Annotated in this window: 12 protein-coding genes; 4 read left to right on the top strand and 8 right to left on the bottom strand. The window is 71.0% G+C overall.

The annotated features are described in order from the left end of the window. Window positions 1-370: 370 nt before the first annotated feature. The 3 genes from ACFQBR_RS27790 to ACFQBR_RS27800 all read right to left on the bottom strand — a co-directional run bounded on the left by ACFQBR_RS27790 (window position 371) and on the right by ACFQBR_RS27800 (window position 3,047). The gene (locus tag ACFQBR_RS27790) at window positions 371-547 is read right to left on the bottom strand and encodes a hypothetical protein (protein WP_344177960.1); all 177 of its coding nucleotides are present in this window, start codon (window positions 545-547) and stop codon (window positions 371-373) included. A 233-nt stretch (window positions 548-780) separates the two neighbouring features. Then, window positions 781-2,325: a trypsin-like serine protease gene (locus ACFQBR_RS27795; RefSeq protein ID WP_344177962.1), complete on the bottom strand. Its 1,545-nt coding sequence runs from the start codon at window positions 2,323-2,325 to the stop codon at window positions 781-783. 116 nt (window positions 2,326-2,441) lie between these two features. After that, window positions 2,442-3,047 (bottom strand): TetR/AcrR family transcriptional regulator, encoded by a 606-nt coding sequence (locus ACFQBR_RS27800; RefSeq protein WP_344177964.1) that lies wholly within the window; start codon window positions 3,045-3,047, stop codon window positions 2,442-2,444. Window positions 3,048-3,287: 240 nt separating this feature from the next. Between ACFQBR_RS27800 and ACFQBR_RS27805 the strand changes: the two genes are divergently transcribed. Together ACFQBR_RS27805 and ACFQBR_RS27810 are read left to right on the top strand one after the other, a co-directional pair. Further along, on the top strand, window positions 3,288-4,403 hold the full coding sequence (locus ACFQBR_RS27805; RefSeq protein WP_344177967.1) for an FAD-dependent monooxygenase: 1,116 nt from the start codon (window positions 3,288-3,290) through the stop codon (window positions 4,401-4,403). Between the two features lie 112 nt (window positions 4,404-4,515). Next, window positions 4,516-6,000 carry an MFS transporter gene (locus ACFQBR_RS27810; RefSeq protein WP_344177969.1) on the top strand — a complete coding sequence of 495 codons (1,485 nt, stop codon included), beginning with the start codon at window positions 4,516-4,518 and terminating at the stop codon, window positions 5,998-6,000. Window positions 6,001-6,518: 518 nt separating this feature from the next. Here ACFQBR_RS27810 and ACFQBR_RS27815 read toward each other — a convergent pair. Further along, the gene (locus ACFQBR_RS27815; protein ID WP_344177972.1) at window positions 6,519-7,121 is read right to left on the bottom strand and encodes a TetR/AcrR family transcriptional regulator; all 603 of its coding nucleotides are present in this window, start codon (window positions 7,119-7,121) and stop codon (window positions 6,519-6,521) included. Window positions 7,122-7,193: 72 nt separating this feature from the next. Between ACFQBR_RS27815 and ACFQBR_RS27820 the strand changes: the two genes are divergently transcribed. Together ACFQBR_RS27820 and ACFQBR_RS27825 are read left to right on the top strand one after the other, a co-directional pair. Then, window positions 7,194-7,970, top strand: a complete 777-nt coding sequence (locus ACFQBR_RS27820) for an SDR family NAD(P)-dependent oxidoreductase (RefSeq protein ID WP_344177975.1) — start codon at window positions 7,194-7,196, stop codon at window positions 7,968-7,970. Window positions 7,971-8,148: 178 nt separating this feature from the next. After that, window positions 8,149-8,691: an SMI1/KNR4 family protein gene (locus tag ACFQBR_RS27825; protein ID WP_344177977.1), complete on the top strand. Its 543-nt coding sequence runs from the start codon at window positions 8,149-8,151 to the stop codon at window positions 8,689-8,691. A gap of 269 nt (window positions 8,692-8,960) precedes the next feature. Here ACFQBR_RS27825 and ACFQBR_RS27830 read toward each other — a convergent pair whose 3' ends face one another. From ACFQBR_RS27830 to ACFQBR_RS27845, 4 genes are all read right to left on the bottom strand, one after another. Beyond that, on the bottom strand, window positions 8,961-11,192 hold the full coding sequence (locus ACFQBR_RS27830) for a xanthine dehydrogenase family protein molybdopterin-binding subunit (RefSeq protein ID WP_344177979.1): 2,232 nt from the start codon (window positions 11,190-11,192) through the stop codon (window positions 8,961-8,963). Further along, the gene (locus tag ACFQBR_RS27835; RefSeq protein ID WP_344177981.1) at window positions 11,189-12,166 is read right to left on the bottom strand and encodes an FAD binding domain-containing protein; all 978 of its coding nucleotides are present in this window, start codon (window positions 12,164-12,166) and stop codon (window positions 11,189-11,191) included. Before ACFQBR_RS27835 ends, ACFQBR_RS27830 begins: the two co-directional genes overlap by 4 nt. After that, on the bottom strand, window positions 12,166-12,588 hold the full coding sequence (locus tag ACFQBR_RS27840; protein ID WP_378554867.1) for a (2Fe-2S)-binding protein: 423 nt from the start codon (window positions 12,586-12,588) through the stop codon (window positions 12,166-12,168). The genes ACFQBR_RS27835 and ACFQBR_RS27840 overlap by 1 nt, the downstream gene beginning before the upstream one ends. Window positions 12,589-13,580: 992 nt before the next feature. After that, a complete protein-coding gene (locus ACFQBR_RS27845; RefSeq protein ID WP_344178158.1) occupies window positions 13,581-14,090 on the bottom strand; it encodes a GNAT family N-acetyltransferase in 510 nt (169 codons plus the stop codon). Window positions 14,091-14,103: the final 13 nt, after the last annotated feature.

The following is a 14,103-nucleotide window of genomic DNA, read 5'->3' on the forward strand; positions in this document are numbered from 1 at the left end:
TCCTGAGGCTCCTCTGTCACGCGAACTCCCTAAGTCGTTAAGAAAATGACTTTACTGTCGATCGATGATGTGATCACAGCCCACTTGGGCAGCAGGAAGGGCGAGCGCTAAGCGCTCGCCCTCCACCCTCACAGGGGAATTATATATAATAGGACATTGTAGACATTTGCTTAAATTTCTACCCCTTGCAAGGGTTGATGATGGGGGTTGATAAGCGGACCCTGCACTACCCTACGTGGCTGTGCTCCGCAGGGGGATGAAAAGGAGGGGCTCTGCTGTTTCCGGGTAGGCTTTGAACCGCCTATCTCATATGGCCAGTCGCATCTCCTGATGCGCCTCAAGGTGCCGTGGCGTGATCGCTTCGCATCGGCTACTCCTCCTCGGTCCGGGGCAGCAGCCCCATCAGCTCGTCCAGGTCCCCATCCGGCTCCCACAACCCCCGGTACCGGTACCGGCCCGCTTCCCACCCGTGCTCGTGGGTCTCACCCAACCCCGACCCCACAGGAGGAGGCGGGGCCTGGGCCGCGACCTGGAGCACCTCGGGCACGCGCCCCTCCTGAGGCGCTCCGGCGGGGGCTGGAGGCAAAGCCATACGTTGCTTATGGCAACGACCGTAGAGGGCGCGGACCCGGCCCGTGCCGGGTTCGGCCGCAGCGGCCAGCGACCACTTCGACGGTTCGGCCCTGCGGGGGGCTGTCGCGCTGCCACACTGGCCCCGCGGACCGGGGCGGGTCCGCCGCGGAGGCGGACCGGCGGGTGCGCCCGACCCGGACGGGTCGCTCAGGGGCGCGAAGCCCCGGTGAGGGTGCAGTCCGGCTGCGCCAGGTCCAGCTCAGACCCGGTGGTCAGGCAGTCCGTGACCATGTGCACCTGCTGGCCGTAGGCGCGGCCCTGCCCGAAGGTGACGTTCCCGTCCCCGTCCACCTCACAGGGGTTGTTGTCGGTGCACTCCTCGCCGTCCCGGTTGTGGGTGTTGTGGACCCCCACCACAGTGGAGCCGTCGGGGGCCAGCAGCGCCGAACCGGACATGCCCGGAAAGACATCGCAGCCCTCGCCCGAGGCGTAGCGGATCGCGTCGTCCTGCTCGTAGCCGCCCTCGCGCAGGTGCGGGACCACGGCTTCGGCCGAGCACTCCAGCCGGGTGTAGGGGACGAGCATGCTGAGCGGATCGCCCGAGCGCACGGGTTCGGAGGCCAGTTCGAGGACCTTGGCCCCCTCCGACTCCAGCTGCCCGTAGGTCGTGTCCAGGCGGTAGAGGGCGACGTCGGTACCGGTCATCGTCGCGTACACCAGGCGTTCCAGCCGGGCGGTGGCCTGCGGGTAGCCCTGGGGGTCGGCCACGTGCACCTCGCCGTCGGCCGGGCGGTCGACCAGCGCGCTTCCCGGGGCGGGCCGCTCCTCCTGCACGCAGTGGCCGTTGGTCAGCATGAGCGCGGGGTCCTCCGGCAGCGAGGAGGCGGTGCGCACCACCGACCCCGCGCAGCCGCCCAGGTACGCCGCCCCCTCCACGTCCGGGATCTCGTCGTCGGCGGGCACGTCGGTGCCGTCGATGATGCCCTCGACCCACGCGGTGTGCAGGGTGGCGTCGGTGAACCAGACCGGGGCGTCGGTCCCGCTCGGGCCGCTGACCACGCCGGCCACGGCCCACTCCCCGTCCTCGCGGACCAGCGCGGGCCCGCCCGAGTCCATGTTGGCCGCGTTGACGCTGCCGTCACGGCTGCCTATGCACAGTTCGTCGGTGTCGTCCGTGGTCCCGCACGCCGAGTCCGGCTGGACGACGGTGTCGGCCTCGTGCAACCGGTTCGGGTAGCACGCCGGGTCGTCGCTGTCGTCGCAGGTCATGCCCCAGCCCAGGAGCCTGGTCGGCGTGCCCTCCGCCGGGGTGCTCCGGGCGATCCGCACGGGTTCGGCCTCGACCGGGGCCGCCAGGTGCATCAACGCGAGGTCCCTGCCCCAGAAGCCGCCCTCGTCGTTGCTGGTCGCCAGCCGGTAGTAGTGGTCGACCTCGGCCACCTCACCCCCGGAGGTGCTGTCCAGCGACCCGATCCGGACCTTCCAGTCCCGGGGGACGCCCACCTTCGCGTTGGTCGGGTTCTTGCCGGCGCAGTGGCTGGCGGTCAGCACCCACTGGGGGGCCAGGAGCAGGACACCGCATCCGTGGCCGTCCTCGCGCGGGGGAGCGGGATAGGAGGGCTGGAAAGAGCCCATGAAGGAGTAGGCGCTGGTGGACTCGGTGCCGCCCACGATCGCCTGGGCCGGGATCGCGGTGAACAGGGGTACGGCGAGCGCGCACAGGGCGCCGAGCAGGAGGAGTTGTCTACGCATGCGCCGGACCGTACTCGGCCCCGTGTTGCGTCGATGTGTGGTGCCGCGCCACAGCGGAGGCGTCCGCCGGAGGACGCTCCGGCCTCCGGCCCCGGCGGGCTGGCCGGGGCGAAGGATCAGACGTGCGCCGCCGTGGCCCGGAGGCCGGCGAGCACCACGCCGACGATGCGCTCCGCGTCCGCGCGGGTGAACGAGCGCATGCCGCGGTTGACGATGAGGTGCACCGGGCCGGAGATCATCTCGCCGAGGAAGGAGCTGTCGACCGGGGGGAGCTCGCCCCGCTCCACGGCGGTGTCCACCCGCCGCTGCATGGCGGCCACGCGCTGGTCGAGGATCCTGCTCAGCGCCTGGACGGTGGGGCCCTGGCGGGCGGGTTGGACGGCCTGTTCGAGCGTCCGGCCGAACGGCGTCTCCAGACCGCCGGCGAGGGCCTCCAGGAAGTCCACCAGGTCCCGGTGGATGTCGCCGGTGTCGGCGACCGAGGCGAGGTCCTCGGCGTAGCGCAGCAGGGCTTCGACCACCAGCTCCTCGCGGTCGGGCCAGTTGCGGTAGACGCTGGTCTTGTGCACGCCGGCGAACTCGGCGACCTCCTCGTAGCGGAAGCCCGCGATGCCGTCGCGCGCCACGAGCTCGGCGGTCGCGGCGAGGATCTGCGCCCTCACCCGTGCGTTGCGGCCACCGGGGCGCCGTGCGGGCGGCCGGTCAGTGTTCCCGTCGGCCATCGCCGCGCCCACCTCCTGGTCCTCTGCTCGGGTGCCGATTGTCGCCCGGCTCGGCGTTGCGGTGCAAGCCGGTCGTCAGTAAGCTCTCTAAAAGCAACAGATGATTGCTTTAGTGTCGTCGGGTCGCCGTGGCAGCGCCCCGGACGACGGCCGCCCTGCTCCGCGGTTCCGCCCGCCCCACCCGCGAACGGCCACCGGCCCGCTCGCACACCCCACCCCAGCGAAACCTGGAGCGCCCACGTGAACATCCTCGTCTCCGGAGCCGGTGTCGCAGGGCTCGCCTGCGCCATCGGACTCGGCGCCCGCGGCCACGACGTCACCCTCGTCGAGTACGCCCACCACCTCCGGATCACAGGAACACCCGTCGACATCCGCGGTGACGCGATCGAGGCCGCGGACAGGATGGGACTGCTCGCGAAGATCCGGAAGCAGCGGATCCGGATGTCCGAGCTCGCCCAGTTCGTCGACAGCGCGGGCGAGCCGGTCGCCCCGCTCCCGCTGGCGCAGATCAACGATTCCGACGACGACATCGAACTCCTCCGCGAGGACCTCGTGCGCATCCTCGCCGACGCGCTCCCGGCCACCGCGGCGATCCGCTTCGGCGACTCGATCCAGGCGCTGAACGACGACGGAAGCGGCGTCGACGTCCGTTTCGCCTCGGGCCGCACCGGCCGGTACGACCTGGTGCTCGGCGCCGACGGCCAGCACTCCGCCGTCCGCGGGCTCGTGTTCGGACCCGAGAAGGACCACCTGCGGCACCTCGGCGTCTACTTCGCCCTCGCCGACCTCCCCGGAGAGGCCCACACCGGGGGCATCAACCCGATCCACAACGTCCCCGGCCGGATGGCGGGCGTCTTCCGGTACAAGGGCAGGGCCGTCGCGGTCTTCCAGTTCCGCTCGGACCCGATCGACCACGACCACCGCGACCTCGGCGCCCAGAAGAAGATCCTCCTCGACGCCTTCGCCGGCCACCGGTCGTGGCGGATCCCGGAACTGCTCGACGCCGCCCGCGCCGACCCCGGTTTCTACCTCACCTCCGCGAGCCAGATCCACCTGCCCTCCTGGCACCGCGGCCGCGTCGCCCTCGTCGGGGACGCCGGGTACAGCCCCGCCTACCTGTCCGGCCGGGGCACCTCGCTCGCGCTCACCGGCGCCCGCTTCCTCGCCGAGGAACTCGAACGGAGCGGCGGCGACCACACCGCCGCGTTCGCCCGGTACGAGGCCCGGCAGCGCCCCTACGTCACCTTCGCCCAGGGCCGCGTCCACAGCGGCCGCGACCGCATGCTGCCCGCCACCTGGGAAGACATCGCCGCCCGCAACGAGGCGCTGCGCGCCTCCGGCGCCGGCACCCCCTGAAACCGGCGCGGGACGACCGGCGCCCGGGGGCACCGCTCCCGGACCGGCCCCGCCGCCCGCGCCTCGTGCCCTCCGCCGGGCCCCCGCCCCCATGCACTGGAGAGAACCCACAGTGAAAGACACGCCGGCAACGCCCGCCCCGGGCGCCCAGGAGCACCGCTGGAGCAAGCGGCTCCTCCTCTGGGCGGCCGTCCTCACCCTCGCCAACGTCCTGGCAGACGTGGCCATCGGCTCGCCCATGATGGTCCTGCCCCAGCTGCTGGCCCACTTCGACACCGACCAGGCCGCATGGCTGAACGCGAGCGCGATGCTGGCCGGGGCCATCTGGTCGCCGCTGCTCGCGAAGAGCTCCGACATCTTCGGGCAGCGCCGGGTACTCGTCGCCACCCTGCTCCTGGCCTGCGCGGGAGCGCTGGTCTGCCTCGCCGCCCCCAACGTGTGGGTCTTCCTGGCGGGGCGCTTCCTCCAAGGCGCCGCCTTCGCCGCCGTCTTCATCACGGTGGCCCTCGTCCGCCAGATCTGCACCCCGGGTGTGGCGATGGCCGTGGTCGGGATCGTGACGTCCGGCTCCGCGGTCGTCGGCATCGCCGAGCCGTTCCTGATGCAGCCGGTCATCGAGGTGTTCGGCCACCGCAGCGTGTTCGTCGCGGCGGCGCTGCTCGCCGCGGCGGCCGCGCTCTGCGTGCGCTCCTTCATCCCGGAGTCGCCGATCCGCGGCACCGGCCGGATCGACGTGGGCGGGGCGCTCCTGCTCGGCGGCGGCCTCGGCGCGGTACTCGCCTACATCAGCCTCGGAAGTGACCTCGGATGGCTGTCCGGGGGCACGGTCGCGCTGCTGGCGGCCGGAACCGCCGCGCTGACCGGCTGGGCGTTCCTCGCACTGCGGGTCGAGGAGCCCGTCATCGACATCCGTGCCCTCAGCCGCCCGATCCTGCTCACGCTGCTGGCCCTGGTCCTGGCGGCGGGATCCTTCCGCAGCATGCTCCAGCTGACGGGGATCATCGCCCAGGTGCCCCCCGACCTGGGGCTCGGTTACGGGCTGGGCCACGGGGAGGCGGTCGCCGTGCTGCTCGCCGCGCCCAACCTCGGCATCGTCGTCGGCGGCACGTGCGCCGGATGGATCGCGGGGCGGTTCGGCCCCGCACTGCCCCTCCTCGGCGGCATCGCCGTCGGGGCGGTGGCGACCTTCGCGATGCTGGCGGGGGTGTCGGTGCTCCCGGTCGCGATCGCCTGCGGAGCCATGGTCGGCATGGCCGCCGGCGCGATCGGCGCCTCCGGCTACAACCTGGCGACCGGCATCGAGGCGCCCGAGCGGCAGGGCACGGTCGCCGGACTGGTGTCGGTCGTGCTCGCCCTCGGCTCGGTCGTCTTCAACTTCGCCGGGGGAGAGGTGCTCAAGGCGACCCAGATCGCCGGGACCTCGGCCGACGGCGCCCCGGTGAGCACGGCGGCCGGCGTGTACCTCTACGTCGCCATGGCGGGGGTGCTCTTCGTCCTCGCCGCGGTGCCCGCGACCATGCTGGTACGCAACCGGACCGCCGCGCCGGCCGCGCCCGAGGGGGCGGAGGGTTCGGGTTCGCCCGCGGTCGGCCGGTAGCCCGGGGGCGGAGCGGCACGGCCCGTCGCCGCTGCTGGCAGAACCTTCGTGGCGGACGGCCGGGCCGTCCCGCGCTCCCCCGTCGACGCTCGGCCGACATCACGCATACAGGCCCATCAACTCAGGAACGGGTTGGAAGACAATGGCGGGATTCGCCGAAAGGCTTCTTGGCATGGCCGGCATCGGTCCACCCTTCTCGTTCGACGAGGACGAGTGGGGTGCGGTCGAGCGCCATGTCGGATCCCCTCTGCCACAGGACTGCAAGATGAACTCGTCCGCACGTGAAAACCTCAGGACCGGCGCTGTCTCCCTCATGCCGGGAACTTGAACGAACTCTGGCCTGGGCGCGGTCCCGTGTGGCGGGGAGGTATGCGTGAAGCGGTCACCACTACGCGAGAGAACTCCGCCCGTATTCGGTGGCCTCGCATGTGAGAACCGTGAGCTACTCGGTCAGGGCCGACGAGATTCTCAGGACCGTGTCGGCCCTCCTCGCGTCAGTGCCGCCTCCCACCAGCTCATCAGAGCCGTTCCGGAGCCGGGCCCGGCAACGGAGAAGCACCCTGGGGCCGCAGCCCGTCGAAGAGGATGGTGAGGTGACGCCGCCATGAATCTGGAGTTTGTTCCGTCCGGAGACCGACCGTGTGAACGAGAGCGCAGAGAATCAGAAGGATATCGGACCCGGTGACGTCAGAACGGATTCCACCGGCTTCCTGGGCGCGGTCGACCAAAGCATTGGTTCTCGCATGCAGCTGATTCCGACACTCGGTCACTGTTGAATCTCCTTCGGTGACCGCCTGCAAGAACACAAGATCCTGGTGCTGCAACTGTTCTGCCGCCACAGTCAGGAACTCCAGCAACGCACCCGTGGGATCAGCGGATTCCAGCAGATTTCCCGCGACGGCGCCGAGCGAGACGAAATGACCGCCGACGACCACGGCGACCAGTTCCTCCTTCGTGGCGAAGTGTCGAAAGACGGTCCCCTTCGCCACGCCCGCACGGCGAGCGATATCCGCGATCGAGGCATCCATGCCCCGCTTGGCGAACTCCTCCTCTGCGGCAGCGAGGAGTAGTTCTCGGTTTCGCGCCGCGTCTGAGCGCAGTGAACGGGCAGACAGGGTCATGCACGCCATCCTAGCAAGTTGACCAGGCGGTCATCTTGTGGTCCACTGTCGGCTTAAGATGACCGATCGGTCATGTTCTTCCTCGTCGGGCAGCCCCGCAAGCCCAGATCGGACAAGGACCCCATGCAGCTACAAGGATCCACAGCCCTCGTCACCGGCACCAACAGCGGGCTGGGTCGCCACTTCGCCATCGAGCTCCTGCGTCGCGGGGCGAAGGTCTATGCCACGGCCCGCCGCCCGGAGCTTGTCGATATCCCCGGTGCCGAGGTGCTCTATACCGACATCACCGACCAAACGTCCGTCGAAGCCGCCGCCGAGGTCGCCACCGACGTCGACCTGCTGATCAACAACGGTGCCTACACGGGAATCGGAAACCTTGTCAGCGGAGACCTCGATGTAGTCCGGCAGCTCATGGAATCGCACTACTTCGGCACACTTTCCATGATCCGAGCGTTCGCCCCCGTGCTGGCCGGCAATGGTGGCGGTGCCATCCTCAACGTCCTGTCAGCGGTGGCTTGGACCACCGTCGAGAGCAACACCGCCCTCGCCGCCGCCAAATCCGCGCAGTGGGGACTTACCAACGGTGTGCGGGTGGAGTTGGCGGACCAAGGGACCCTGGTGGCCGCCTTCGTCCCCGGGCTCGTGGCCAGCGAAACCCTGAAAGAAGCCATGAAGGCTTCCGGGTTCGCTCTCCCCGAGGATCCGATGATCGAACCGGACTACCTCGTTCGACTGGCACTGGACGGAATCGAGGCAGGGGAGGTCGAGATCCTTGACCGCTTCGGAGCCGCAGCGAAGGCAACCCTCTCGGGCCCTCCGCGCACCTTCGACCTGACAGCGCTGGCATAGCTATGGCATAGGTATAACCCCCTGGGTGTCGCGACGGGAACACCGGAGTGCGAGGTCCTGCCCGCCCATTTTCGCGGACGGCCGCTGTTCGGTGAGGAACGGGGCCGGTGAGGTGTGGTCGGATGGACTGTGCCGGGTGCCCGGAGCGGGGTGTTCCGTGGTACGTCGAGGGGATTTCATGAACCATCTGCAGTGGATGAAGGACAGATTTCCCGGGGCTGGGTCAGGGGAAGGCCCTGCTGACTGGAACGCCTTGGAATCGGAATCCGGGATCTCCTTTCCCGAGGACTACAAGGCTCTGCACGATTATTTCGGACCCTTCGCCCTGGATGACGGCTTCGCTGTCCTGGGTCCTGCCGCCATCGCGCGGGTCCGTGCGGGGGACCGGGAGGATCTGGGGCGGGCGACCGGGGGGAAGGCCGGTTTCTTCAGCGGCAGCGGGGTCGGGTTCACCCGCCTGGAGATCGAGGGTGAGTTCATCCACTTCGACGACCTGCTGAGATTCGGAACGACCGACGTGGCCTACAGCCTGTATTGGCACACCTCCTCGGACGACCCTCGGAAGTGGGGGATCGTGGTGGGAGATGCAAGCCGGTGGTACGTGTTCGACACGGGGATCACCGAATTCCTCGTCTCCATGCTCTCGAGGAACCTGTCCTGTCCTCCGCTGGTCCAGGACGACTGGCCCGATGAGAACACGGAGCTCTCTCCTCTCCGGTGACGCGTGGACCCCGGGGGCTCGGCGGGCGGGTGGAGCCCGCGGACCGGGGAGCACCGGGACCGGGCGGTGCGGGGCGTCCGGCCGAGAGCGGCGGGGCCGGGCACGGGCGTCGCCGCCGGTCGAACGGGCGCGACCACCCCCGAGAGGACGGCTGCGGGGGTGGTCGCGGGTCGGTGTGGGCACGTCCGCGTCGAACGGTCGTCGGGGGCGGGTCCGGTCTCCCCCTCCAGCCTGTCGGCCGTTGTGCCGAACCCGTCGGGACGACCTCGTCACACGCGATGGAGGGCGCCGGTCTCCCCTCGGCCGATCAGCTTGTCGAGGGTGATCGGCAGGTCGCGGACCCGGATGCCGGTGGCGTTGAAGACCGCGTTCCCGACCGCGGCGGCGCTGCCCACGGTGCCGAGCTCGCCGAGACCGCGAGCCCCTGTGGCACTGAAGGCGGTGTCGGAGTAGTCGAGCCACGTCACGTCGATCGGTGGGACGTCGGCGTTCACGGCCACCAGGTAGTCGCCCAGGTTCCCCGCGGCGAAGCGCCCGCTCTCCTCCACCGGGTTCGCCTCCAGCAGCGCGCCCCCGATGCCGAAGACGACGGCGCCGACGAACTGGCTGCGCGCCGTGCGGGCGCTGAGCACTCGCCCGACGTCGAAGGCGCTCGTGAACCGGCTGACCCGGGGCTCGCCGGTGAAGCGGTTGACCCGTACTTCGCAGAAGTGCGCACCGAAGCCGTGCGCTGCGAGCCGCGCGGCGGAGGGCTCGGCCACCGGTGTCGTGGCCTCGACCGCGGGCAGCCGGGCCATCCCGAGCAGCTCGGCGAACGAGGCCGAGTCCGCGCCCGCCTCGACCCGCCCCTCCCGGTAGGTCAGGGCGGACGGGTCGAGCCCCCGGAAGGGCGACCCCTCCGTCCGGACGGCCAGGTCCAGCAGGGCGGCGATCAGTACCCGCGAGGTCGACTGGATCGCCGGGGCCAGGGCGCCGGCGGCGCGGGAACCGGCCGCGGGGGCGCTCGCGGGCAGGGCGGAGTCGCCCAGCTCGGCCGTCACCCGTTCGATCGGCACACCGAGCGCGTCGGAGGCGACGATCGAGGCCACCGTGTACGTTCCGGTCCCGATGTCGGGCGTCGAGGCCGACACCACGACGGTTCCGGAGTCGCGCAGCTGCATCCGCACCGGCCACGGTTCCGCGTGCGCGGGGTAGACCGCGCTCGCCATGCCGACGCCGATCAGCCAGTCGCCGTCGACGCGGGAGCCGGGGACCGGGTCCCGGTCCTCCCAGCCGAAGCGTTCGGCCCCGATGCGGTAGCACTCGTCGAGGCGCTTGCTCGTCCACGCCTGCCCGCTGCTGGGCACGGTCGTCGTGTAGTTGCGCAGCCTCAGCTCGAGCGGGTCCATGTCCAGGGCGACGGCGAGCTCGTCCATCGCGGTCTCGAGCGCGAACGCGCCCGGCGCCTCGTTCGGTGCCCGCATCGCCCACGTGGGCGGGGTGTCCATGGTGACCAGCCGCTGGTCGATCGCCAGGTTGCGGGTGCGGTAGAGGACGCCGGTCGTCTCCGTCGCGGGGATCTCGGGCCAGCCGCCGACAGCGGGCAACTCGGCGGCGCTCTCGTGGGACACCGCGTTGAGCGTGCCGTCCCGGTCGGCGCCGAGCCGGACCCGCTGGGTCATCATCGGCCGGTGCCCGGACAGCACGATGCTCTGCTCCCGGGTGAGGGCGAGCCGGACGGGGCGGGCGAGCTCCCGGGCCGCCACCGCGGCGAGCGCGGCCTCGCTCCAGACCGGCACCCGGCTCCCGAAGCCCCCGCCGACGAAGGGGCTGACCACCCGGACCCGGTCCGGGGGGATCCCGATGCGGGTCGCGAGCAGCATGGCGTACATCTGGGGTGCCTGAGAACCCGAGTAGACGGTGAGGTCGTCGCCCTGCCACACCGCCGTGATGCCGTGCGGTTCCATCGCGACATGGCTCTGCGCCTCCTGTTCCACGGTCGTCTCCACCACGACCGCGCTCGCCCGGAGCGCGTCGTCGATCGTGTCGACGCCCGGCGCGAGCAGGGTCGGGTTGGGCGACGGACCGTCCGGCGACATGCCGGGCGAGGGCAGGCCCGGAAGCCCTGCGGAGAGGGAGGTCCGGGCCGGCGCTTCCTCGTACTCGACGGTGACCCGTGCGGCCGCGTCCCGGGCCTGTTCCGCGGTCTCCGCCACCACCAGGCCGATGATCTGCCCGCGGAAGCGCACCTCCCGGTCCTGCAGCGGCGCGTAGTTCTCGCCGAAGCCGGGCGCGGCGTGGATCGGCAGCGGAGCGAGCGGGGTGTAGACCGCGATCACGCCCGGTTGTCTCCGGGCCTCGTCGACGTGCATCGCCCGGACACGGCCGCGGGCGATCGCGCTCACCACGACGTGGGCGGCGGCGGCGCGGTCGACGGGGTGGTCGGCCGTGTAGCGCGCGGCGCCGGTCACCTTGAGCCGACCGTCGACGCGGGCGACGTCACTTCCGATCGGGGTGTTCACGACCGGCCTCCCAGGGCGACGAGGGCGCGCACGAGCGTGCGGCGGAGCAGGGCCGGCTTGAACATGTTGTGGGGGAGCGTGTGTGCGCCCTCGCCCGCCGGTGCGGCGGCCGCCTCGTACGTCGCGAGGGCGGCCGGCCTGCCGACGAGCGCCCGTTCCACCGCCTCCAGCCGCCAGGGGCGGGTGCCCACCCCGCCGGCGGCGACGCGTGCGTCGCGGATCGTGCCGCGGTCGATGTCGAGCGCGACGGCGACGGACGCCAGGGCGAACTCGTACGACCGGCGGTCCCGGATCTTGAGGTAGGCCGACCTGGACGCCCAGGGCAGCGGCGGCACGGTCAGCCCGGTGAGCAGCTCGCCGGCCCGCAGCTCGTTCTCGACCTGTGGGGTGTGGCCGGGCAGCCGGTAGAAGTCCGCCAGCGCGACGGTGCGCTTCTCCCGGAGGCTCTCCAGGTGCACCCGGGCGTCGAGGGCGACGAGTGCCACCGCGACGTCGCTCGGGTGCGTGGCGACGCACGCGTCGCTCGTGCCCAGCACCGCGTGCATACGGTTGTGACCGGTCAGCGCGGCGCAGCCGCTGCCGGGCTCGCGCTTGTTGCAGGTTGTCGTCAGGTCGCGGAAGTAGCCGCACCGCGTGCGTTGCAGCAGGTTGCCGCCCATGCTCGCCATGTTCCTGATCTGCGGTGAGGCGCTGAGCTCGAGTGCCTGGCTGATCATCGGGTACCGGGAGCGGACGTCCTGGTGGTCCGCGACGTCGCTCATCCGCTCCAGTGCGCCCACGTGCAGACCGCCGCGATCGACGGTGATACCGCGCAGTGGCAGCCGGTTGATGTCCACCACGCGGGAAGGGGTCATCAGCTCGAGCTTCATCAGGTCCACCAGGGTGGTGCCGCCCGCGAGGAAGGCGCTGGCCTCGTGGGCGTCGCCCAGGGCCGCACCGACCGACCGGGGGCGGGTGAAGTCGTAGGGGCGCATCAGCCCACCTTCCCGCGGACGGACCTGACGGCGTCCACGATGAACGGGTACGCGCTGCACCGGCAGATGTTGCCCGACATGTGCTCCCTGATCTCCTCGTCCGAGCCGGTCCGTCCCTCCTCGACCAGGGACACCGCCGACATGATCTGTCCGGGGGTGCAGAAACCGCACTGGAAGCCGTCGTGGTCGATGAAGGCCTGCTGCACGGGGTGCAGCTCGTCGCCGTCGGCCAGACCCTCGATCGACGTGACCCGGGCGCCGTCCAGGGCCGCTGCCAACGTCAGGCACGACAGCACCCGCCTGCCGTCGACCTGGACGGTGCACGCACCGCACTGGCCGCGGTCGCAGCCCTTCTTGGTGCCGGTCAGCGCGAGCCGGTCGCGCAGGGTGTCGAGCAGGGTCGCCCGCGGGTCGGTCTCCATCCGGACCCGGCTGCCGTTCACCCGCAGGCTCACCTCGACCGGGTTCTCGCCGACGGATTCCACGGTCGCGGTCGGGGCGTTCTCGGCCACGGTCGGCACGGCGCCCGCCGCCGCTGTGGCCGTACCGGCGCTACCGGGGTACTGCGGGCGGGACGTCCCTGGCCCAGGGCGCGGACGTTCTCGCGATGGATCGGTGGGAGGCATGGCGACTCCTGACGTGCGGGCCTGTGCGAATACCGGAAAGGCGGGGCGGGGGAACCGCCGGCCGTGCGGGGAGGTGGCGATGGCGTCCATGCTGGCGGCTCGGGGAAACCTCAGCCAGGACTCACCGATCCCCCTTTCGGGGGAACCTTCGCGGGATCGGGCGTTCGACCGTGCGGCGGTACGGGCGATCGCCCCATTGCGGGTGGCCGCGTCCCTGCGAGCCCCCACCGTCATCCGCGTCGCCTCCCGCCTTCTCCATCGCGGAAGCCGCCATCACCTGCCGTGTCCTGTACACCAGCGTGGATGACCGCAGCGGACCGGGAGCAGGGTATTCGAGCGGCGGGCAAGTACATCAAGGGCGGCGCTTCGAATACATCAGGACCGACGCAGGAAACGACTGGCAGAGCTGGTTTTGCGGAAATCTGCCTGGAATTCGTTCCGGAGTCTATATTCGCCGGAATTTTTCAGGCTGCTGAAAACCCCAATCCTCGGGCGGCGGGATCGGAGCCATCGTCCATCTCTGAAGGGGAGGAAGGCAGGGGCTGTCGAGCCTTGGCCGTCCTGATATGGGCCTGGTTCTCTCGAAGCTGCGGCGAGGGGCAACGAGGGAGCCAGGTAAGCCCGAAAGGGGCTATGGGTGAACCGAGGCGGGCAGCCCGGTCGGCCTCGCGTGGGTGTCGTACTTCTGGAAACGAGCATTTCCGGGCACGGGCTGCCGGGGTGGCTTCTGGAAACACGCATTGCAGGGGCCGCGCCCCCGGGGGAGCCCCCCGGGGGCGCGGGAGGGGTCAGACCCCGAACGCGGCGGGGTAGCCGATGGTGCCGGTCGGGACGGGGCGGGCACCGTCCAGGGCCATGGCCATCATGGCCTCGTCGGGAACCTCGAAGGGCGCCCGGATACCGAAGCGGGAGGCCGGGGTGAAGCCGAACCGCGGGTAGTAGTCGGCATGGCCCAGGACGAGGACGAGGTTCTCGCCCATGGCCCGGGCGGCGCCCAGGGCCGCGCGAATCGCGGCCGAACCGGCCCCGGTGCGCTGGGCGGAGGGCACCACCGCGCACGGGGCCAGGGCGAGGGCGGGCTCGCCGTCGACGTGGCAGCGGCTGAGCAGTGCGTACCCGACCGGAGTGCCCTCAGCGGTCGTGGTGACCATCGACAGGCCCTCGATCCACGCCCGGGGGTCGGCGCGCAGGGCGTCGACGATGTCGGCCTCGGCGGCGGTGGGGAAGGCCGCCAGGAGGATGTCGCGGATGGCGGGGATGTCGTCGGTGGTCTCGGGGCGGGTGGTCCAGGTGGTCATGGTTCCGTTCTCG

It is taken from the genome of Nocardiopsis tropica (genome assembly GCF_042660575.1).
GTDB classification, from domain to species: domain Bacteria; phylum Actinomycetota; class Actinomycetes; order Streptosporangiales; family Streptosporangiaceae; genus Nocardiopsis; species Nocardiopsis tropica.

What these genes read in the sequence shown, in the direction of transcription:
- ACFQBR_RS27795 (WP_344177962.1), bottom strand. Translation starts at nt 2,325, where the DNA reads ATGCGTAGACAACTCCTCCTGCTCGGCGCCCTGTGCGCGCTCGCCGTA.
- ACFQBR_RS27800 (WP_344177964.1), bottom strand. Translation starts at nt 3,047, where the DNA reads ATGGCCGACGGGAACACTGACCGGCCGCCCGCACGGCGCCCCGGTGGC.
- ACFQBR_RS27815 (WP_344177972.1), bottom strand. Translation starts at nt 7,121, where the DNA reads ATGACCCTGTCTGCCCGTTCACTGCGCTCAGACGCGGCGCGAAACCGA.
- ACFQBR_RS27820 (WP_344177975.1), top strand. Translation starts at nt 7,194, where the DNA reads ATGTTCTTCCTCGTCGGGCAGCCCCGCAAGCCCAGATCGGACAAGGAC.
- ACFQBR_RS27825 (WP_344177977.1), top strand. Translation starts at nt 8,149, where the DNA reads ATGAACCATCTGCAGTGGATGAAGGACAGATTTCCCGGGGCTGGGTCA.
- ACFQBR_RS27835 (WP_344177981.1), bottom strand. Translation starts at nt 12,166, where the DNA reads ATGCGCCCCTACGACTTCACCCGCCCCCGGTCGGTCGGTGCGGCCCTG.
- ACFQBR_RS27840 (WP_378554867.1), bottom strand. Translation starts at nt 12,588, where the DNA reads ATGGAGACCGACCCGCGGGCGACCCTGCTCGACACCCTGCGCGACCGG.
- ACFQBR_RS27845 (WP_344178158.1), bottom strand. Translation starts at nt 14,090, where the DNA reads ATGACCACCTGGACCACCCGCCCCGAGACCACCGACGACATCCCCGCC.